The sequence below is a fragment of the Echinicola arenosa genome, from assembly GCF_014841125.1.
GTDB lineage: Bacteria > Bacteroidota > Bacteroidia > Cytophagales > Cyclobacteriaceae > Echinicola > Echinicola arenosa.
In genome coordinates, this window is record NZ_JACYTQ010000001.1 from 752,129 (window position 1) to 771,274 (window position 19,146).

The 19,146-nt window shown below is 39.1% G+C and carries 18 protein-coding genes; 13 read left to right on the top strand and 5 right to left on the bottom strand.

Annotated features, from left to right (window positions below; all coding sequences use genetic code 11):
* Positions 1–153: 153 nt before the first annotated feature.
* From IFO69_RS02910 to IFO69_RS02925, 4 genes are all read left to right on the top strand, one after another.
* Positions 154–1,800 carry a serine hydrolase domain-containing protein gene (locus tag IFO69_RS02910; protein ID WP_192008063.1) on the top strand — a complete coding sequence of 549 codons (1,647 nt, stop codon included), beginning with the start codon at positions 154–156 and terminating at the stop codon, positions 1,798–1,800.
* Positions 1,801–2,215: 415 nt separating this feature from the next.
* Positions 2,216–2,626 carry a hypothetical protein gene (locus tag IFO69_RS02915; RefSeq protein WP_192008064.1) on the top strand — a complete coding sequence of 137 codons (411 nt, stop codon included), beginning with the start codon at positions 2,216–2,218 and terminating at the stop codon, positions 2,624–2,626.
* Positions 2,627–2,912: 286 nt separating this feature from the next.
* Positions 2,913–4,235 carry an Ig-like domain-containing protein gene (locus IFO69_RS02920; protein ID WP_192008066.1) on the top strand — a complete coding sequence of 441 codons (1,323 nt, stop codon included), beginning with the start codon at positions 2,913–2,915 and terminating at the stop codon, positions 4,233–4,235.
* Between the two features lie 173 nt (positions 4,236–4,408).
* A complete protein-coding gene (locus tag IFO69_RS02925; protein WP_192008067.1) occupies positions 4,409–4,909 on the top strand; it encodes a hypothetical protein in 501 nt (166 codons plus the stop codon).
* A gap of 408 nt (positions 4,910–5,317) precedes the next feature.
* Here IFO69_RS02925 and IFO69_RS02930 read toward each other — a convergent pair whose 3' ends face one another.
* Complete coding sequence (locus IFO69_RS02930) at positions 5,318–5,473, bottom strand: hypothetical protein (RefSeq protein WP_192008068.1); 156 nt, start codon at positions 5,471–5,473, stop codon at positions 5,318–5,320.
* 193 nt (positions 5,474–5,666) lie between these two features.
* Between IFO69_RS02930 and IFO69_RS02935 the strand changes: the two genes are divergently transcribed.
* From IFO69_RS02935 to IFO69_RS02945, 3 genes are all read left to right on the top strand, one after another.
* Complete coding sequence (locus tag IFO69_RS02935) at positions 5,667–7,481, top strand: sensor histidine kinase (RefSeq protein WP_192008069.1); 1,815 nt, start codon at positions 5,667–5,669, stop codon at positions 7,479–7,481.
* Complete coding sequence (locus IFO69_RS02940; protein WP_192008071.1) at positions 7,478–8,248, top strand: LytR/AlgR family response regulator transcription factor; 771 nt, start codon at positions 7,478–7,480, stop codon at positions 8,246–8,248. The genes IFO69_RS02935 and IFO69_RS02940 overlap by 4 nt, the downstream gene beginning before the upstream one ends.
* A gap of 606 nt (positions 8,249–8,854) precedes the next feature.
* Positions 8,855–9,961 carry a ligand-binding sensor domain-containing protein gene (locus IFO69_RS02945; protein WP_192008073.1) on the top strand — a complete coding sequence of 369 codons (1,107 nt, stop codon included), beginning with the start codon at positions 8,855–8,857 and terminating at the stop codon, positions 9,959–9,961.
* Between the two features lie 186 nt (positions 9,962–10,147).
* Here IFO69_RS02945 and IFO69_RS02950 read toward each other — a convergent pair whose 3' ends face one another.
* A complete protein-coding gene (locus IFO69_RS02950) occupies positions 10,148–10,810 on the bottom strand; it encodes an HAD family hydrolase (protein ID WP_192008075.1) in 663 nt (220 codons plus the stop codon).
* Positions 10,811–11,020: 210 nt separating this feature from the next.
* Between IFO69_RS02950 and IFO69_RS02955 the strand changes: the two genes are divergently transcribed.
* Positions 11,021–12,910 carry a DUF294 nucleotidyltransferase-like domain-containing protein gene (locus tag IFO69_RS02955; protein ID WP_192008083.1) on the top strand — a complete coding sequence of 630 codons (1,890 nt, stop codon included), beginning with the start codon at positions 11,021–11,023 and terminating at the stop codon, positions 12,908–12,910.
* Between the two features lie 150 nt (positions 12,911–13,060).
* On the opposite strand, the gene IFO69_RS02960 is transcribed toward IFO69_RS02955, so the two are convergent.
* Positions 13,061–13,486 (bottom strand): DUF1573 domain-containing protein, encoded by a 426-nt coding sequence (locus IFO69_RS02960; protein WP_192008085.1) that lies wholly within the window; start codon positions 13,484–13,486, stop codon positions 13,061–13,063.
* 175 nt (positions 13,487–13,661) lie between these two features.
* Positions 13,662–15,092 carry an ATP-dependent DNA helicase gene (locus IFO69_RS02965; protein WP_192008087.1) on the bottom strand — a complete coding sequence of 477 codons (1,431 nt, stop codon included), beginning with the start codon at positions 15,090–15,092 and terminating at the stop codon, positions 13,662–13,664.
* A 22-nt stretch (positions 15,093–15,114) separates the two neighbouring features.
* Here IFO69_RS02965 and IFO69_RS02970 point away from each other — a divergent pair, with 22 nt between their 5' ends.
* From IFO69_RS02970 to coaD, 4 genes are read left to right on the top strand one after another with little or no spacing between them, the layout of a single operon-like run.
* The gene (locus tag IFO69_RS02970; protein WP_192008089.1) at positions 15,115–15,618 is read left to right on the top strand and encodes an NUDIX domain-containing protein; all 504 of its coding nucleotides are present in this window, start codon (positions 15,115–15,117) and stop codon (positions 15,616–15,618) included.
* A 53-nt stretch (positions 15,619–15,671) separates the two neighbouring features.
* Positions 15,672–16,259, top strand: coding sequence for a hypothetical protein (locus IFO69_RS02975; RefSeq protein ID WP_192008091.1), 588 nt, complete (start codon positions 15,672–15,674; stop codon positions 16,257–16,259).
* Between the two features lie 2 nt (positions 16,260–16,261).
* Positions 16,262–17,089 carry a DUF3822 family protein gene (locus IFO69_RS02980; RefSeq protein WP_192008093.1) on the top strand — a complete coding sequence of 276 codons (828 nt, stop codon included), beginning with the start codon at positions 16,262–16,264 and terminating at the stop codon, positions 17,087–17,089.
* A gap of 11 nt (positions 17,090–17,100) precedes the next feature.
* Positions 17,101–17,556, top strand: coding sequence for a pantetheine-phosphate adenylyltransferase (gene coaD, locus IFO69_RS02985; RefSeq protein ID WP_192008095.1), 456 nt, complete (start codon positions 17,101–17,103; stop codon positions 17,554–17,556).
* Here the strand turns inward: coaD and IFO69_RS02990 are convergent.
* The gene (locus IFO69_RS02990) at positions 17,544–18,230 is read right to left on the bottom strand and encodes an NUDIX hydrolase (RefSeq protein WP_192008097.1); all 687 of its coding nucleotides are present in this window, start codon (positions 18,228–18,230) and stop codon (positions 17,544–17,546) included. The two genes, coaD and IFO69_RS02990, sit on opposite strands and share 13 nt — an antisense overlap.
* 83 nt (positions 18,231–18,313) lie before the next feature.
* On the opposite strand from IFO69_RS02990, the gene pyrE reads away from it, so the two are divergent.
* A complete protein-coding gene (gene pyrE, locus IFO69_RS02995; RefSeq protein ID WP_192008960.1) occupies positions 18,314–18,958 on the top strand; it encodes an orotate phosphoribosyltransferase in 645 nt (214 codons plus the stop codon).
* The last annotated feature ends 188 nt before the right edge of the window (positions 18,959–19,146 follow it).

Consider the following 19,146-nt stretch of genomic DNA (forward strand, 5'->3'; position numbering starts at 1 on the left):
TCTCTTCTGCAGTTTTGTTACCCTTTTCTAATGCCTGTCCCGTACTCGATACGGGAAACATTCATTATATTGTATCCTTGAGTAACGCAGGACTCACAACGCTTTTTAGCCGGAACGTTGGCATTAATTACCAAAATCACATCATTAAAAAATATGAAACTCATAATAACTATCATTTCTGTTCTTACTAGTGCGGTTGCGTTTTCTCAAACTAATTTTGATAAGGATATAAGTCGAATTTTGAACTCCAATGTTGCCTCTGAATCTGAACCAGGCATAACCGTTGGAGTTGTACAAAATGGAGAACTTATTTATCATACTAGCAAAGGTTCTATGAATTTGGAGTATGAACTTTCTTTTAATGATTCAACGGTCTTTGGACTTGCTTCTGTCACAAAGCAATTTACATCAGCATGCATAGGTATTTTGGAAAAACAAGGGAAATTGTCCATTAGTGATGATGTAAGAAAATATATTCCAGAATTAGCAAATTATAAAGAGATCATACAAATTAAACATCTTCTAAATCACACAAGCGGTATTAGAAACCATAACGTGCTACTTGACCTTCAAGGCTTTGATTACAAACATCGTGGCTATACGAATAAAATGATTCAAGAGCTTATGTTTAAGCAAAAAGGTGTCAATAATTTACCAGGAGAAAAAATGCTTTACTCTAATACTAACTACGTATTGCTTGCATTAATCATTGAAAGAGTTTCAGGAATGAAAATTGAAGAATTTGCTAAGCAAGAAATTTTTGAACCATTGAAAATGCATAAAACATTTTACAGCAAGAACATAGAAGATGTTATTAAAAATAGAGCATATCCCTATTACCAAGAAAGTGGCAAGTACCAACAACCCAAATCCTTAACGCATTGTATTGGTGCAGGAGGAATGGCAAGCACAGTTCAAGATTTAGCAAAATGGTCTAATATATTTTTAAACCCGAATCATGACTTTAGCTATCTAGCAGAATTTATAACTGAATTAGACACTTTAAACAACGGCCAACTGATGAAGCATGCTCGAGGAATGTTTGTTTCTCCTTACAAAGGATTTACAACATATAATCACAGCGGTCGTGATTTAGGCATGCGTTCTCAATTTATATGTGTTCCAAAGAAAAGTTTGGCTGTTATTATTTACACGAATTCAGAAGACATTAACGCAGTAAATATCTCCTATGAAATATTAAATCTGTTTATGGACGAAACATCTGTTGAGAATCAAAAACAAAACAAACACGAGCATTCTATCACTCAAAAGAAGAGATTTGAAGGCATCTATCAAGAACTAAACAGTGATTTAAGAATGGAAATTTTCGTTGAAAATGACACATTAAAAGCTATAAGTAGTTTTGGTAGAAATGCAACTCCCTTGATATCAAAAAGTGCTAATTCTTTAGTTCGATTAGACAACCCTTCAATTGTATATACATTTCAAACAAAAGAAAGTACAGATGCAGATTTATTGGTTGATTTCGGAGGTGCTATCTTCTACTTTGAACGTATTGAACTTGCCCCATCTCCCAATCAAAATTTAAATGAGATTGTTGGAAACTATTACTCAGAAGAACTCAATGTCACTTATTCTATTTCAATTGAAAACAACAATCTAATTTTAAGTTACCCCAATAATGAAGGCATCCAAATTAAAGAAGGCGTTAAAGATACCTTTGGAGCGAACAGAAGAACAAAGTACACATTCAACCGTGGCAATAACGGAAAGGTGATTTCTTTTAAAGTTGCTTCTGAGGGAACTGTGAAAGATATATTATTTGAAAAAATAAACTAATGCCAACAACTAGGTTTTCGTGCGGCTTGCAAAGCCAAACATGAAACCGCTGTTGCACGAAACCGGTGAAGTTCTTATGGGGGTTGAGTCGGTATTGTTGGAGGCAAACCAAGTGCTTACTTAGATTGAAAAGTAAATTCTGCTGGCAGATTCAGCATCGAATAAAAAGATGTATTATTCAAAAACCTTCCAGACCCGTTTCGGAAGTTTTTTTTTGTGGGAGGGGTATAGCTTTCCCAGCCCGATCAAAATCAGGAATCAGAATGGGTAGTGGCTGTAGGAAAAACAGCTTTTGGCGGGCCACGCTTGGGCAGGCGCTGGATGCTGACCATGCTTTCCTTCTGGCAGCAGGGGCAATATTGCGGACTTCAAAACAGCGGAGGCCACAGCCTTCCAGTAGGCCCAAAAGGACCTTGTGCTTGAGAAGCTTTGGGGCTTTGAGCAGTCTTCTGACCTCTTCCTAGCTCAGGACGACAAGGAGCCTCCTGTCGCGCTTAATGGAAGGCAGCTCAATACGTTTATCCTTAAGCCCCTCCATACGGTAGGCAAAGCACAGGGCATAGACGGTGAATTTAAAATAGGAATCCGATGGGGTGCTGTGCCGTTGTTTGACCAGATAGAGGTAATTGTTGATCTGTTCGGGATCAACTTCAGTGGGCAGTTCGTTGAAATGCAGGGCCAGCTTTGCCAGGTGGTGGGAATAATTGCGCTGGGTACTTTATCCCCTCCCTGCAACAGTGATTTTTTGGCGGAACTTCTCGTAAAGTTCCTTGAATCCTTTTACATTGCTACAGGCTGTCTCGATAAGGTTTGCTTTTTTTCATGATCAATGTAAATTTTAATTAAATATAAAAGATAAGCCTTTTCGGGATGTTTTTAGAACTACCGTAGGTTTAGTGCAAAGAAACCTATACGCAATGCCCTTCGGGACACTGCGCATAGACGTGTCGTTGTAGGGCATCCTCCATATATTAAAAATATTTACTTTTAGGGCTAACGATTGAAAGCCTATTGTAGCTTAGAAATAGTTTTATGGAATTGTAATTTTGAAAGGTAATTAATTGTATTTTTCGATACGGTAGTCAGAAGCTGAAATAAACACTAAAACAAATATGAACAAACTTTTTACATTACTGACAGCAGTATTAGTTTTAGCGAGTTGTCAAACCGAAAAAAAGCATTTTGAAAACATTGTCACAATTGACATAACACACTTTTGGGAAGCTTATGACAAGATCACTTCAACCCAAGATCCCATCCTACAGTACAAATATTTGGATAGTCTTTATCTGCAAAGAGGAACAGAAGGATTAAACGCAATAAGGCAGGTTAGAAATTACACGCCAGAAGATTATATACGTGTTATTAACGCGTATCCGAAGTTTTGGACATCGATTCGAGAAAACACCTTAAAAATAGACCAATTTAGTTCTGAATTACAAGATGGAATTGAAAAATTCAGAGAAATCTACCCTGAGCTTAAACCTGCAAAAATATATTTTACAATTGGAGCATTTAGAACAGGAGGAACTACATTAGATAGTTTAGTGCTTATAGGCAGCGAATTGGCATTGACAGATAAAAGCTCAGTTTCAAAAGAATTTCCTGAAGAAGAGCGAGAAGATAGGCGGACATTTTTTGACAGCAATCCCATTGATAATCTAGTCTTATTGAACATTCACGAGTATGTTCATACACAACAAAAGCCTATGGTTCACAATATGCTTTCTTTAGCAATATATGAGGGAGTTGCAGAATTTGTTTCGGTAAAAGCAATGGGTGTTCCTTCTGCTGCACCTGCTATTGAATTTGGAAAGAAAAACGCAGATGTGGTGAGAGAAAAATTTGAAAAGGAAATGTTCTACCCAAACAATAGATTCAAATGGTTATGGGACAGAGGCTCGTCCAACGAATTTGGAGTGCGAGATCTGGCATATTACATCGGATATCAAATGGCAGAAAATCATTATGAAAAATCAGAAAATAAAAAAGAAGCCATCAAAAAACTAATTGAATTGGACTTCAATAATGAAAGCGAAATAGAAGAGTTTGTTGAATCAACAGGATTTTTCTCTTCTTCACTAGAAGAACTTTATCAAAAGTTTGATAATAAAAGACCAAGTGTGATTGGAATAAAGCAATTCAAGAACAACAGTAACAACGTTAGTCCAAAAATAAATCAAATTACAGTGGAATTTTCGGAACCATTGAATGGCATCAACACAGGGCTAGATGTTGGTCCATTAGGAAAAGACTATTTACCCAAAATAAGTCCAAACAACAGAGTCTTTTCAGAAGACAATAAAAGTTGGACAATAAATGTAGAACTAGAACCCAACAAGCATTATCAAATTCAATTAGAAAATAACTTTAGAACGAACGATTGGATTCCATTAAAACCTTATTTGATTGAATTTAAAACAGGAAATGAATAAAAGCCAGCACATAACTTCAATGGCTTATAAGTAATTGCTTGTTCTCACCTACTTCTGAAAATCCTCATGGATTTTCAGCTTGGTGTGTACTTGTAAAGTTAACCGCTAAACCACGCAACTTTTCCACATCGCAAATGTTTTTGAACAGATTCTTTTTGAGCTCAGACTCGGTAGTGAACATCAAACTTGATAAGACTATATCAGAGGTTAGAGGAATTTTGAGCTCCAACTTTGAGCGAACACGAAAAGACCCATATTATAAACTTCCTGAAGAGTATCGACATTTAACATCAGAATTCGCCTTCCATTTAACGAAGGACAAACTTCGAATTCATTTTTCAAAAGAACTTAAAAGACAGATCAATCATTCATTTCAAATCAACTATCCAAGGTTTATTGGACAGCTAACCGAAACAGATGGTAAAACACAATTAAAAGGAGTGATTGGGTTTCGGGATTGGGTTTTCATATTTCCTGTGCTGTGGTTAACATTCTTTATCGCGCTTTACATAAGTTGGGTACGTAATCCAACAGAAATGAAAGATGGTGAATTTGCAATCTACTTCATTGCCATTGGCGGAATTTCATTCTTAGTCGGATTGATACGAAGTAGGACCAAAGTTTTCGAAATAAGAGCTAAAATTAACGAACTGTTTGAACTAGACGCAAACTAACAATCGATATAGCGAATGGCCACCTGAGTCATTTCATACTTCTGTGCAACTCGCCCGTGAATCTGCCCATTCTGTAAGCTTTTCTTATATCTACCCCTCTTATTACCATCAACTCCCTTATAGTCCTTACACTGGCTTCACTTCCATTTGGGGAAAAACAGAATAATCTTCGGATCACTCAGGGATCTCCTTCGGATCACCTTCGGATCAAGCTCGGATATACCCGAGTGAAATCCGAAGATAATTTGGAATTGCTCCTTGAGTAATCCAGATACAGGGAAAGGTATACACCTGACTGGCATAAGACAATCACTTAACTGCATGGGGACTATTGTAAGCCAAATACTACAAACTCTCCACCAACGTAGACTTATAAATTCGCTAAACTTACGCTTTATGGAAAAGCGGTCAAGGCAAGTCCTTAGGGTTTCCCGCTGGGGCAGACTGATTGAAGATAATATGGTGGGCATGCTTGAAAAGGTTGCGCACACTCCACTGCCTCTTGTGTACATCAATTTCAATAAATATCTTGGGTGCAATTTCTGTTTCGGTGATTGATATCACTTAGACCTTTTTAAAAACATTTTATAATGGAAACAATTGGTCAGCCCCCTTTTGGAACTCATAATGAATAAACCTTCGTGAAAAACATAAAGTACATAAACAGAATATCCCCCAAATTCCACACTTCATCGGAAAAGACTGTATTACCAAATGATAAGGCTGTTTCTTTGAGCTAAAATAAAATCAAGTCATTATGAAACAGACATTACTTTTTATCATAGTAATTTTATCCGGTCTAAACTTAACCCTAGCGCATCCAAGCCAAAGTTCCTTTGAAGAGACCACTTGGAATGTGATTCGGGAAAGGTTGTTTAATGGAGAAAACGCTAAGGCCTATCGCTTTGAAGATGACATCCGTTTTCAGTTAATCGGAGCAAATACGCATCAGGATTCAGCGGTCTTTATCCAAATGATTGCTGAATTAAATGACCTGCTTGAAACCATTCAAATTAAAATGGTGGAAACAGACCCTAACTTCAAACTAACCATTATTCACGAAGCTGGAGGACTGTCCTCGTCATCTAGACGACAAACTTCTGGTTCCAGTATTATTTATGTCGATTTAAAGCTTGGCATCCCAGGAACAATCAACGAAAAAGAAACAATCAAACATATTTATTATCACACCTTTCGCAAATTAACCGAGATTTATTCCCCGCAACATGCAAGTACTGGGTACGGAGGTATATTTGATTCACCCAAAGCCGCTGATGCTGAATTTAAGGAAATAGATAAAGAATTGCTTAGAAAGCTATATTCAACTGGTTTCTATGAAAACCTTAAAGAAAATACGGTAAGAAAGTTTGGCTATTCTTATTATCTTAATTTAAGATTTCATAAGCTGTTGAAAATCATTCCAAACGCACTTAAAGCTATTTTAATCTTATTTGGCTTTATGTTTTTTCTCTCCAAAGCAGCTAAAAGGAAACAAAACCCCGGACTATTTTCATATATAAAGCAAAGGGCCACCATCCTTTTTATACTTCCTTTTATCTTTTCCTTTTACCGTACTTCCTATACAGCTTCTGATTATGATCCCCTTTTACTATTCAGTCCTACTGACTTTGGGATCAATTATCTCATCACTTTTTCTTATGCAGTATTTATCCTTATTGTTTTCTATTTTACCGAGCCCATATTTCTCAAGAGGATAGATAATTTCGTAGGGAAACAGGCATTTATCTTTTTAAGTACTATTATCATACCCTTCCTGGTTTCCACCACCTCACTTTTTATCTATATTTTATTTTGGAACAAAGCGTTGCTTTCAGGATTTAGTCCTCTTACCTTCTTTACCCATGATCCATCTTTTCTATTGAAAATCATATTTGTGGCTACCTTGAGGGTTTTCTATAATATCGTTAACTACCGCATCCAAAGCATGGTCAACCAAAAAGACGTTGAAATCGCAAGAATGAAAGCGCTAAAAAACCAAGCAGAATTAAACGCCCTGCATTCGCGCATCAACCCTCACTTTTTATACAACTCACTCAATTCTATTGCTAGCTTGGCCCATATCAATGCTGATAAGACAGAGAACATGGCTACTGGACTTTCTGAACTTTTCAGGTACTCCATCAATCAAGAGGACAAAACCTTTGTCACAGTAGCAGAAGAATTAGATATGGTAAAGAAATACCTTGAAATAGAAAAAACCCGTTTTGGTGACCGACTGAGCTATGAAATAAACACCAATAAAGACACCCTGGACAAACAGATCCCTAAATTTCTGATCCAACCATTGGTAGAAAACGCCATTAAGCATGGACTTTCGAAAATAAAGAATTCCGGCAAAGTCCGAGTTGAAACAGTAAAAAAAGGAAAAGACCTGATCCTTTCAGTATATGACAATGGACCCGATTTCCCAGAAGAACCAGTAAGCGGCTACGGATTACAAAACCTCTATGATAAACTGGACATTATCTATGGGAACAAGGCCAGTATTAATTGGGAAAACGGAGAACAAAAACAATTTAGGGTAACCTTGAAAAATCAATTTGAACAATGACCACCAATCAAGCTTATAAAACCATTATCGTTGACGATGAACCCCTAGCCCGTATTCGATTACGGTCAATGCTAGAAGACTATCCTAAAAAGTTTGAAATCATTGCAGAAGCAGAAAACGGAGAACAAGCCATTGAAAAAATCAATCAACTGAAACCGGAGCTTATTTGTCTGGATATACAAATGCCCGAAATCAACGGCTTTGATGTACTGAAACATCTTCATTACTTACCCAAAGTGATTTTTTGTACGGCTTACGATGAATTTGCTTTAAAGGCCTTTGAAACCAACTGTATAGATTACCTGGTCAAGCCACTCACAAAGGAAAGGTTTGCCAGGACCATAGAAAAAATGGAACAGTTGAGTGATAAGCCTTCGGATATCAACATGGATCAGCTCATTGAACAGTTTAATCGACAAATAAAGAAAAGTGAAACTTCCTCCATTCCTGTAAAAGTGGGCGACCGCGTTATCTTTGTCCGACTCGAAGATGTTTCCTACTTCCAAGCTGATGAAAAATATATAAGTATTATCACCAAACAGGCCAAATCATATATTTTGGACTCTAGTCTCAAGAAACTGGAAGAAAAGTTGCCTGATTATTTTATAAGAGTTCACAAATCTTACCTCATTAATAAAAACCTCCTGAAGGAAATCAACAAATACTATAATAATCGTTTCGTATTGGTTCTCGACGATTACAACCAAAGTAAAATAACTAGTGGAAGAAGTTACTATCAAGAAATAAAATCATTGCTAGACTATTAGTATTCCCAGCGTCCCTTACTAGCTGCAAAATTCCCACAGGTACTTACCAAGACACCATTCAGATCTAATCCTAAATGGCCGTTTGGTCCCTTTCTTAGGGTACTCCATCGCCCAGTAGACCTCTGCCTAGGGAAATTGACAAATCTAGGATGTCTGTTGAGCACTGCTTGATTAAATTAACTTTTATGCAGGTTCAATACGATTGAAACACGGGTTAAACACGGATTAACTAGGGGCAAAACAAAGGGTAAATGACTACTATTAAAAAAGTTAAACAACTTCCATTAAAAGAAACTGAGGGTTGGCAAGGGAATAGGACTAATCGAAAAAGGAACTACAGCGGCTTCCATTCCTCCTGCCTACCATTGACAGGAGATACTTATTTAATTATAATTCTTCCTCTCATTTCCCAGAGCCCGGTCAACAGGATTCGTGGACCATTTAAATTGATCCCCACTCCACTGCCTCTTGTGTACATCAATACCAATGAATATCTTAGGTGATGTTTCGGTTTCTTAGCAAGCTTACGCTTTGGACAATTACACAAGGCTGAGACACCTTACTTTTTATACCCAAACTGTTCCGCGCTACTTAGATAATCTTAAAATGAGCCATAAACAAGAATTAATTCACTTCTTCCTCCTACTCTCTCTACACCTTTCTTGTGCTGAAAAGAAATCAATAGAGAATGACGCAAATAAACCAGAATCAGCAAGCACTGCTAAAACAGACACCTTACAGTTTACTTCAGGAATTCGCTCAATCTTTCAAGACAGCAAAGGAAATTATTGGTTTGGAAGTCTTCAGGAAGGAGTTGCTCTCTATAACGGCAAATCCTTTACCTACTTTTCCAATATTGACGGGCTGACGGACAATCAAATCCACTCTATTCAAGAAGATAAAGAAGGCATTATTTGGTTTGACACCCAAAATGGGGTGAGTAGTTATGATGGTCTAAAGATCAAAAACCAAACCCTTACCCGCAAAGGGACTTCTCAAAATCTTTTTCCAAATCAAAGCAAAGAGCCTATGCAAGGCAAATGGATGAAAACGGGTAATGACCTATGGTTTGAAGCTGGGACTAAAGAAGGAGTTTATAGATACGATGGTCAGGGATTACAATATTTAGATTTTCCTCCCCACAAAGCGCTTAATCCTTACGACAACCTATTTGCTGTGACCTGCATTTCAAAAGGAAAAAACAATATGATTTGGTTTGGCACTTATGCAGGTGTCTTTGGGTATAACGGAAGTGATTTTACCATCATTAATGATGAAACCTTAGGGTTTGATAGAAGTATCGAACCGCTTCATATAAGAAGTATTCTAGAAGATTCCAATGGCAGGCTTTGGATTGGGAATAACGGAATCGGTGTGCTCTTAAAAGAGGGTGATTCGATAATTAATTTTTCTAAAAAGCACAACTTGATACATCCCAATAGCACAAAAAAGGGAGATCGATCGCTACCAGGTACTCTTGAACACGTTTTCACAATTGCAGAAGATAGCAAAGGAAACATTTGGTTTGGAGATAGAGATGCTGGGATATGGAAATATGATGGGGAGACTATGAACAATTTCACAAAAAAGGATGGGCTGACAAATGATTTAGTACTCTCAATTTACGAAGATAAACATAAGGAATTATGGTTTGGAATGGCGGATGGAAATGTATATCAATTCAATGGGGAAACATTTGAAAAGCAATTTTAAAAAGTGCGAACACACCAAAACCACACATCCAAAACGGCTGGAACAGCTCAATCTACCATGGCCTTTGGAGGTTGGCTGACCCTCCGCATGGTGTAATTAAAATAGTCTCTAAATATTAAAATACCCCTAAGAAGTAAACTTTTGCATCAACTTCTTAGGGGTATTTATCGATTTTTCTCAACGACCTTAGATCAAATCCTTGATAAATGGATCTTCATAATCTTCGATGAAGGCCAGGATATTGTGATACTGCTCAAAATCTTCTTTGGGATGTGCGGTGGTCAGCACCACGGCTTTCATCCCGGCATTCTGGGCGGCCTCCACTCCTTTGGGGGCATCCTCAAATACGATACAATCTTCTGGTTCTACACCCAAAGCCTCCGCACCAAGTTGGAAGGTTTCGGGATGAGGTTTGCTCACCTTTACATCATCAGCTGTAATGATGGTAGAAAAGTACTTTCTGATATCCAGGTTGTCCAACACAAAATCTACATTATAGGGAATCGCGGCAGATCCAATGGCCATTCTGATCCCTGCTGCCTGTGCCTTTTCAAAGAAAGTGTCCAAGCCTTGGATCAAGGCCAAATGAGGCAAGTATTCCTCTTGGTACCTTCTCTCCTTCTCCATGGACCATTTGGCCGCCTCATTTTTAGAAAAATATCCTTTGCCAAATACCCGATCCAATACTTCCGGGTTCTTGCCGTACATTTCCAACTTCACATCATCCCAGGAAATGGTAGCGCCCAAATCTTCATTGAACAGCTTATGCCAAGCCTTGGTGTGGAAATGCATGTCATCAATGATCGTCCCATTCATATCAAAAATAAACGTCAATTCTTTATTGCTCATGGTTGTAAAATGGTTTTCCAGTAGGTTTGAATAAGTTGAATAAACATTCAGCCCCAAAAAAAGGTTCTGGGCAAAGGCACGAATTATATTTTTATCATCCACTATCCGATATTCTGCCAAAAAGCTTTGTACTTTATGGGGAACTCAAGTATTTTAGTTTAAACTGAGGTAATTCACATTTTTAATAGATCAATTTTAAAAAAAGCATCCATGCTGGATTCCACCGCTCCCTTTATGTCACTTCCCGATAAAACCAAGGCATGGCTCAGGCCATTGTTTAAGGAAGTAGTCTATTCCAAAGCGCATCGGCTTTACCTCCAGAACCACTCTGGCATGGAGGGTTTTGACTTTGTCTTAGAGGGTGGTTATGAGGGATATTTCTACGACCGAAACCAAAAAAAACGCAGGGTGGAAATTTATGGGCCTGGCGTGTGGTTCGGAGGCATCTCCTATCTCTATAATAAAGGCATTTCTCTTCAAACGGTGGACACCCTCCCGGAGACCAAAGTCCTGAGAATCGGAAAAGATGACTTCTTCAAACTCTGCGAGGAAGCGCCCTCTTTTAGAAACCATTTCGTCAGAGAGTTTGGAGAAAGAATGTTAGATCCGGAGTTTGTCCACTTTATCAAAGGAGCAACCTACTATCCGCAGCAAAACAACATCACCTCGGATAGTTTTTATGCGCACAAGGTGGATGCGCTAAACCCTAGGGAATTAGTCACCTGTTCAGAAAATACCCCCATTAGGGAGGCAGCCCAGCTAATGACCGAGGAAAAGACCAGTTGTATCTTTGTCACTGATGATGCTGGGCAGATCGTTGGCTACGCTACAGATATCACCTTGAGGGATCTGGTGATCGGGAAAAATATGCCTACTTCTGCGCCTATTCGGGAAGTCATGAAAAGCGATATGGTTTCCATAGATACGGAAGCCTATATTTATGAATCACTCCTCCTGATGTTCCAGACCAAAACAAGGTACCTTTTGGTTTCCAAAAACGGGAAATATGTCGGTTTTATCTCCAGGAACAAGCTATTGAGTGAGCAGTCCCAATCTCCTTTCCTGTTTATCCAGTCTGTAAAACAGGCCACTTCCATCCCCGAACTCAAGGAGAAGTGGGCCCAGGTCCCGGCCATTGTGGAGCAACTCCTGCAAAGGGGCGTCAGATCCGAAACGGTAAATGAAGTTGTCACCACGGTGTCGGACACCATTGCCCTTCGTGTTATCGATGATGTCATCCATCAGGTGGGACCTCCCCCATCCAAGTTTGTTTTTATGACATTGGGCAGTGAGGGCAGAAAGGAGCAAACCCTTAAAACCGACCAGGACAATGCCATCATTTATGAAGACAAAGCCAATGAACAAAGGGAACTTGTCAGGGAGTATTTCTTGGATTTTGCAGATAAGGTATCCGAAAACCTTGATGCCATAGGCTTTAGCTTTTGCAAGGGAGGCTTTATGGCCAAAAACCCTAAATGGACCCATTCCCTCTCCCACTGGAAGCGCAATTATGACGCTTGGATGATGGAGTCAACCCAGGAGACGGTTATGAAGTATTCCACCTTTTTTGACAAAAGGCCCATTTATGGTGATTTTAGCATTTTGGATGAACTCCATGAATACATGGGCCAGCAATTGGAAGCTCCCTTGGAAAGGTTTTTCTATAACATGGCCACCAATGCTTTGCAGTATGAGCCACCCCTGACTTTTTTCCGCGGAATCAGGACCTTTACAGTTGGAGAACAAAAAGTGTTTGATATCAAGAAGGCCATGACACCAATAGTGGACATCACCCGGGTGTTTGCCCTAAAAAACAAGATATTCCTCACCAATACCGGTAAAAGATTGGAAGCCTTGGCAGAGAATGATATCATCACCGAAGAAGAGCTTTTAGAGCTTAAACAAGCCTATTATTACCTGATGGGGCTCAGGTTAGACCGTCAGGCAAAACAAATCATGCTGGACAAGGTCGAGCCAGAAAACTTCGTCGGCATAGAAAGCCTAACCAAAATCGAAAAGGTCACCCTGATAGAGATCTTCAAAGTGATCAAAAACTTCCAGATGAAGGTTAAGATAGCTTTTACCAATACCATCTTTTAACCCACATAAGGAATCGTTATAGCCTGTCCCGTTCACTGTCGGGAAGAACTGAAACTACAAAAAAACCAGGCTGTTTAATGATAATCCAGGCATAAAAAAAGCAGGACTTTGAAGATCCTGCTTTTGGTTAATGTATGGTGAAAGGCTTGATCAACCTTTCTTAATGACGTTTGAAATCAATGCTACTTTTTCGATGGGTTCAGAAGCATTGGAGTAAATTCTCACGATACTTCTTTGGTTGCCCATCTTTCCAGCTGAATTAAAAGTTACTTTAATTTCACCAGACTTCCCTGGTGCGATAGGCTCTTTTGGCCATTTAGGCACCGTACAACCACAAGTGGCCGCTACATTGGAAAGCTTCAATACCTCAGTCCCTGTGTTCGTAAACTTAAAGGTATGCTCCACCTTGGTTCCTTGTGTGATTTCACCAAAATCCTTTTCGGTTTCTTCAAAGGTGATCACGGGGCCTTTGACCTCTTCTTTCTTGGCTTCGGCTTTTTCAGCCACACCTTGCGCCTGTGCTTGCACCGCTATTGCAGCAAAAGCTACAACAAACACTAGAATTAACTTTTTCATCTTAGTTTGTATTTAATTGCTAACTATTAAGTCTTTTCTCAATTACCATTCCAAACGGGACTTTACTTTTGCATATTGTCCCCCTCTTTAGAACGAATCCAATTGTAAAAGTTTCGATTTTTTAATGAATAATCAAGTTGACGAGAAATTATCTGACCAATTTTCTAGTCAAACTTTATGCATTAACGAAAAACTTCGGATTAAAATTCACCAGAAACAGTTCATCCGTGGCCCTGGTCAGCGCTGTGTACAACCAGCGGATATATTCAGTATCCAACTGATCCTCGGTTACATACCCTTGATCCACAAAGACGGCACTCCACTGCCCACCTTGGCTTTTATGACAAGTCAGGGCGTATGCAAACTTAACTTGCAGGGCATTCAAATAGGGATCCTTTTTGATATACTCCCTTCGCTCCTTTTTATTCTCCACCCCGGCATAATCCTCTACCACTTGACGGTAAAGCTCCCTCGACTCTTCCGCACCCAATGAAGTGGAAGAAGTGTACAAAGTGTCCAATATAACCTTGGCTTCAAAAAAAGGTTCCTCTGGATAATCAATCAACCTTAACTCCAAGGTAGCAAACCGCAAACCGTACATCTCTTCAAATGACCTGATCTTGACCACCTCCACAAAATCACCATTGGCCAGAAAACTCACCTTGTCAGACTCCGCCATATAAGTATAATTGTTTCTAACGATCATCAACATATCTCCCGTGGAAATTTCCTCCTCATAAAAATGAATGGCCTGTCGGATATATTGGTTGTACTGCACCGCTGTCTTGTTGGATCGGGTAATGACGATGGTATTTTCCACACCATATTTATCATAAGCATACCTAAGACCATCTTCCAAGCGCTCACTGGTCATGCGGTAAAAATCAGGATAGCCTTTGACCTGGAAAGAAATGACAGGATCTTTTTTGACCACCTCACACCTGAGGGCTGTTGCATTAAACAAGATCCCTGAATCCAGCTGCTGCCGCATCACTTCCGTCAGCTCGGACTCCAACACGTCCAATCCATAGTGATGTACCAGATAATTCTTATCTAAGGCGGGACTGTTTTTGCTACTGACCGGTGGCAATTGCGCCGTGTCTCCAATTAGAATCAAGCGGTTCGATTGATGTTGGAAGACAAACTGCACCAAATCCCTCAACAGGTTACTTCCGCCCATCGCGTCATCAGCAAGCATGGAGGCTTCATCCACTATAAACACAGTGTTTTTGTAATAATTCTTTTGCAGGTCAAATCCGGCACCCATCATCCCTTCCTCATTCTTGGGACGGTAAATGATTTTATGGATGGTAAAGCCCATCCTCCCAGAATAAGTGGACATCACTTTGGCTGCCCTTCCTGTCGGTGCCAACAACAATGACCTAAAATTAAGTTTTGATAAGGATTTCACCACTGCCGCGATCACCGAAGTCTTTCCCGTACCCGCATATCCTCTCAAAATAAAAGTAGGTTTCTGATCAACATCTTCACCAAAAAACAAATCCATTTGCTGAAAAAAATACTGCTGGCCTTGCGTCGGTTCATGAGGGAAATTTTGCCTGATCAGGGCAGATGGCTTTGGAATATGTTCCTTATCTTTATTCATCAACAGCGAATCTACAGCTAATATGCAGAATATAGAAAAAGAAATTAATGAGAAATTTGGAGGTAGATTGCGCACCCGGGTAAATGGTGTCCTCATTGAAAATGATAAAATATTGATGATCAAGCACCGGATGGGCCACAATAAAAGTTTCTGGAACGTCCCCGGTGGAGGAATGGATTACAACACCAATGCGACAGACAACCTTAAGCGGGAATTTCTGGAAGAAACAGGTTTGGAAATTGAAGTGAAAAAATTCCTGACCGTCTCGGAATTCCTACAACCTCCCCTTCATGCCATTGAACTGTATTTTGAGGTAAGCAAAAAATCCGGGGATCTAATCAAGGGAATTGACCCTGAGCTCTCCCAAAACAAGCAACTCATTGAGGAAGTTAAGTTTATGAGTATGGAGGAAATATCTGAAATAAAAAAAGAAGAAAAACATCATCTTTTTTGGAAGATAAAATCGGTCAATGATATAAGAATATGGAAAGGATATTTTAATTTTGAAAATAAATGCATAAAATAGCATCTTATTATATACCATCAACCTTTATATAAGAAGTATAAATCGACTGAAAAATGAATTTGACTAGAATCTTATCTGTTGTCTTTCTACTGGCTGCTCTTGCAGTAGGTTATAAGCTCTACAAAGGAGTGGACGATGTCATGCAAGAAGAAAAGAGAATCGCACGTATCGAAGCAAGAGTAATCGAAAAACTACAAATGCTAAGAGATGCAGAGATTGCTTATCTTGCTTCAAATGGAGAATATGCCGGAAGCTGGCCTGAATTGAAGAAGTTCATTGAAGATGGTCAAATTTTTATCGTTCAAAAATCTGAAGAAGTTAAACTATTGGATTATGGTAAGGAAGAAATCACTGTTACTTATGACACTTTAGGTTCAGTAAACGTGATGGACTCTCTTTTTAACGAAAGAAAGTATCCTGAATTTAACTTAGAAGCACTTAATGTAGTTCCGGGTTCAGGTGGAAAAACTTTTGAATTCCATGCTGACAAAATCGAAAGAGGTGCCAACAAAATCTTGATCGATGTATTTGAGATCAGAGACCCTGCTCCAGTAAATCCAACCAGAAGAGCCAACAACAACGAAAAGGCTTTGAGAGTAGGATCTAAAACTGACGCATCTACTTCAGGTAACTGGGAATAATTTTGACGACTACCGTTAAAAATACACATACAGAATTTCATAGCGATAAACTTGATGTAACAGCTACATCAAGTTTATCGCTTTTATTATACCCTGAAAAATTGATCGTTATTGCCAAAAATCAAAACGATTCAATCATGGGGGTCAACTCCTATCCATTTGTAGAACAGGAAGAGCTGGAATTTAGCTTAAAGAAAGACCCTTTTATCAGTACCGCCAAGGCTAAAGCCACACTTTTTGTCTTTAATGAATGCTTTTGTCTGGTACCAGGCATGCTTTTCGACCCCAATGAAAAGGACACTTACCTTAACTTCAGCACTCCTATAGAAGACCATGAAGTTTTCCATGCCGGAGTAGACAACAATAAAACCGTGGTCGTCGGAGGACTTGAAAAAAGCATGGCCAAAATTTTCTCTAAAAGGATTGCTGATTTAACCATGGCACACGGTGCGGTGATTGCACTGGATTACCTGCTTCATGAAAGATCCGAAATGCTCAACCAGGAAATCTCCATAGTCATTGAAGACCATCAGATCTATGTTGCTGGATTTTCCAATAAAGAATTGAAGTTTTTCAATAGGTTTGAGGTTTCCAGCAATCAGGAATTCTTAAAATATACTTTTAGTGTTCTCCATCAGTTGGCTTTTGATCGGATGCACTGTAAAATCACGCTCTTCGGCAATCTAACTGACATCAATGTGCAAGAAGAAGTACTTCATCAGTACTTCAAAAACTTGGCATTGAGCACACCAAAAACAAACCAAAACTATCTCTTGGGAGCAGAAAGCTTCAAAGAAACCCAAAAGCTGTCCGCATACTGGACAAACTAAAACCTATCCGAATGAAAAAGACCGCCATCTTCCCGGGATCATTTGACCCATATACCAATGGGCACCATGACATCGTAATGAGAGGATTGGACATCTTTGACGAAATTATCATCAGTATAGGCTACAATTCCTCCAAAAAGTCAAGGTATTTTGACATTGACTTGATGGTAGAAAAAATCGAAAGTGTTTATAAAGACACTCCTAATGTCAAAGTAGTGGTTTACAACGAACTGACCTCCAACTTGGCCAAAAAACACGAAGCCAACTTTTTGATTAGAGGGCTCAGGAATACTACTGACTTTGAATATGAAAATACCATTTCACAAATGAACAGATTTCTGAACGAAAACCTGGAAACCGTATTCCTGATCACTTCCCCTCAGTATGCCGCTGTAAGTTCGACAGTAATCAGGGAGGTCCATCGCTATGGTGGCAATGTAAGTGAGTTCTTGCCTTACGAAGTCTGAACCTTAGGCACCATTTTCAAAAACTTCTTATAAAGGTACCGCATAGAAGGATAAGAATTAACCAAGGCTATCTTGGCCTCATGATGCGTCAGCCACTTTATATCATCAATACCTTCCTCAGTTTGTGGCTTCATCTTGCTATCATCTTTCACTTCCATTGCATACCAATAGGTTTTTTTTAGTATGCTCTTCCTATTGTGGGTATAAGTATGCCAAGTTTTACAAATTTCCTCGCCTCTCTTCACCGTAATCGCACATTCCTCTTCCACTTCACGAACAGCACATTCTTCAGGAGATTCACCTTTTTCAAATTTACCCTTGGGCAAATCCCACTTTCCTAACCGGTGAATAAACAACACCTTTTCCCCTTTGGTCACCACTCCTCCAGCTGCCTTAATAATATTGAATCTACTTTTGATAAATTTTTTTAAAGCATTTTCATCCTCCGAAACAATGGTAATTGAATCAAGGTCTTTTAGTTTTCTTGTCCTGAGCAAGTACAAAAGTTTAATGATAATATCATGAGAAGGATGAGCGATCAATACATCATCATGAAAATCAGCATAAGGCGGTAAATCTTTTGGATTATCGTAAACACATTCAAATGTCCTGTCCTGCGGCAAATGCAGAGGTGAAAGAATGTCTAATGGCTTGTCATTGATGAAAATTCTCATATCACTGTCATTTCAAACCAAAAATGCATAAAATTATCAGCCATCACAACCGCCAATACATTTTTATGAATTATTTTTGGGGCATGGAATTATATAGCAAAGATACCGCGGGACAAGTTGCCCGCAAACTACTCGATATCAAAGCCATTAGATTACAGCCCAACCAACCTTTTACCTGGGCTTCAGGCTGGAAATCTCCCATCTATTGTGACAACAGATTATCTCTTTCATTTCCTGAGGTAAGAACTTATATCAAAAACCTATTGGTAGAAGTAATCAAAAAAAACTTCCCTGATGCTGAAGGTATTGCTGGCGTGGCTACTGCCGGGATTCCTCAAGGAGCGCTTATCGCTGAAGAAATGGGCTTACCATTCATCTATGTCAGGTCCAAACCAAAAGGACATGGCATGGAAAACATGATTGAAGGCAAGGTAACCAAAGGCCAAAAGGTTGTGGTCATTGAGGACTTGGTATCCACAGGAGGCAGCTCACTCAAAGCAGTAGAAGCACTTAAAGCCAGTGGTTTTGAGGTTTTGGGTATGGCAGCCATCTTTACTTATGGCTTCGATGTAGCCCGTCAGAATTTTGATAGTGCCAATGTAAAGTTGATTTGCTTGAGTGACTATGAAGCTATGCTTCCCCAAGCAGTAGCTGACAATTATGCTTCGGATGAAGATTTAAAATCCCTGGCAGAATGGAGAACTTCCCCGGACACTTGGAAACAATAATATCTAAAAAAACAGCCCAATGAGTTTTACATTGGGCTGTTTTATTTTGTTTCGATACGATTTACTGCATATTACTTTTTAAATTGTTAGCCAAGTTTCAGTGTGGCTTTCACCTCATCACCTATACATGTGAGGAGTTCAATGAGGACCTAGATAAGATGTTTTTCGTTATTAATGTTTAGAGCAAT

What these genes read in the sequence shown, in the direction of transcription:
- IFO69_RS02970 (WP_192008089.1), top strand. Translation starts at nt 15,115, where the DNA reads ATGCAGAATATAGAAAAAGAAATTAATGAGAAATTTGGAGGTAGATTG.
- IFO69_RS02975 (WP_192008091.1), top strand. Translation starts at nt 15,672, where the DNA reads ATGAATTTGACTAGAATCTTATCTGTTGTCTTTCTACTGGCTGCTCTT.
- IFO69_RS02940 (WP_192008071.1), top strand. Translation starts at nt 7,478, where the DNA reads ATGACCACCAATCAAGCTTATAAAACCATTATCGTTGACGATGAACCC.
- pyrE (WP_192008960.1), top strand. Translation starts at nt 18,314, where the DNA reads ATGGAATTATATAGCAAAGATACCGCGGGACAAGTTGCCCGCAAACTA.
- coaD (WP_192008095.1), top strand. Translation starts at nt 17,101, where the DNA reads ATGAAAAAGACCGCCATCTTCCCGGGATCATTTGACCCATATACCAAT.
- IFO69_RS02955 (WP_192008083.1), top strand. Translation starts at nt 11,021, where the DNA reads ATGCTGGATTCCACCGCTCCCTTTATGTCACTTCCCGATAAAACCAAG.
- IFO69_RS02960 (WP_192008085.1), bottom strand. Translation starts at nt 13,486, where the DNA reads ATGAAAAAGTTAATTCTAGTGTTTGTTGTAGCTTTTGCTGCAATAGCG.
- IFO69_RS02920 (WP_192008066.1), top strand. Translation starts at nt 2,913, where the DNA reads ATGAACAAACTTTTTACATTACTGACAGCAGTATTAGTTTTAGCGAGT.
- IFO69_RS02945 (WP_192008073.1), top strand. Translation starts at nt 8,855, where the DNA reads ATGAGCCATAAACAAGAATTAATTCACTTCTTCCTCCTACTCTCTCTA.
- IFO69_RS02990 (WP_192008097.1), bottom strand. Translation starts at nt 18,230, where the DNA reads ATGAGAATTTTCATCAATGACAAGCCATTAGACATTCTTTCACCTCTG.
- IFO69_RS02965 (WP_192008087.1), bottom strand. Translation starts at nt 15,092, where the DNA reads ATGAATAAAGATAAGGAACATATTCCAAAGCCATCTGCCCTGATCAGG.
- IFO69_RS02910 (WP_192008063.1), top strand. Translation starts at nt 154, where the DNA reads ATGAAACTCATAATAACTATCATTTCTGTTCTTACTAGTGCGGTTGCG.
- IFO69_RS02950 (WP_192008075.1), bottom strand. Translation starts at nt 10,810, where the DNA reads ATGAGCAATAAAGAATTGACGTTTATTTTTGATATGAATGGGACGATC.
- IFO69_RS02935 (WP_192008069.1), top strand. Translation starts at nt 5,667, where the DNA reads ATGAAACAGACATTACTTTTTATCATAGTAATTTTATCCGGTCTAAAC.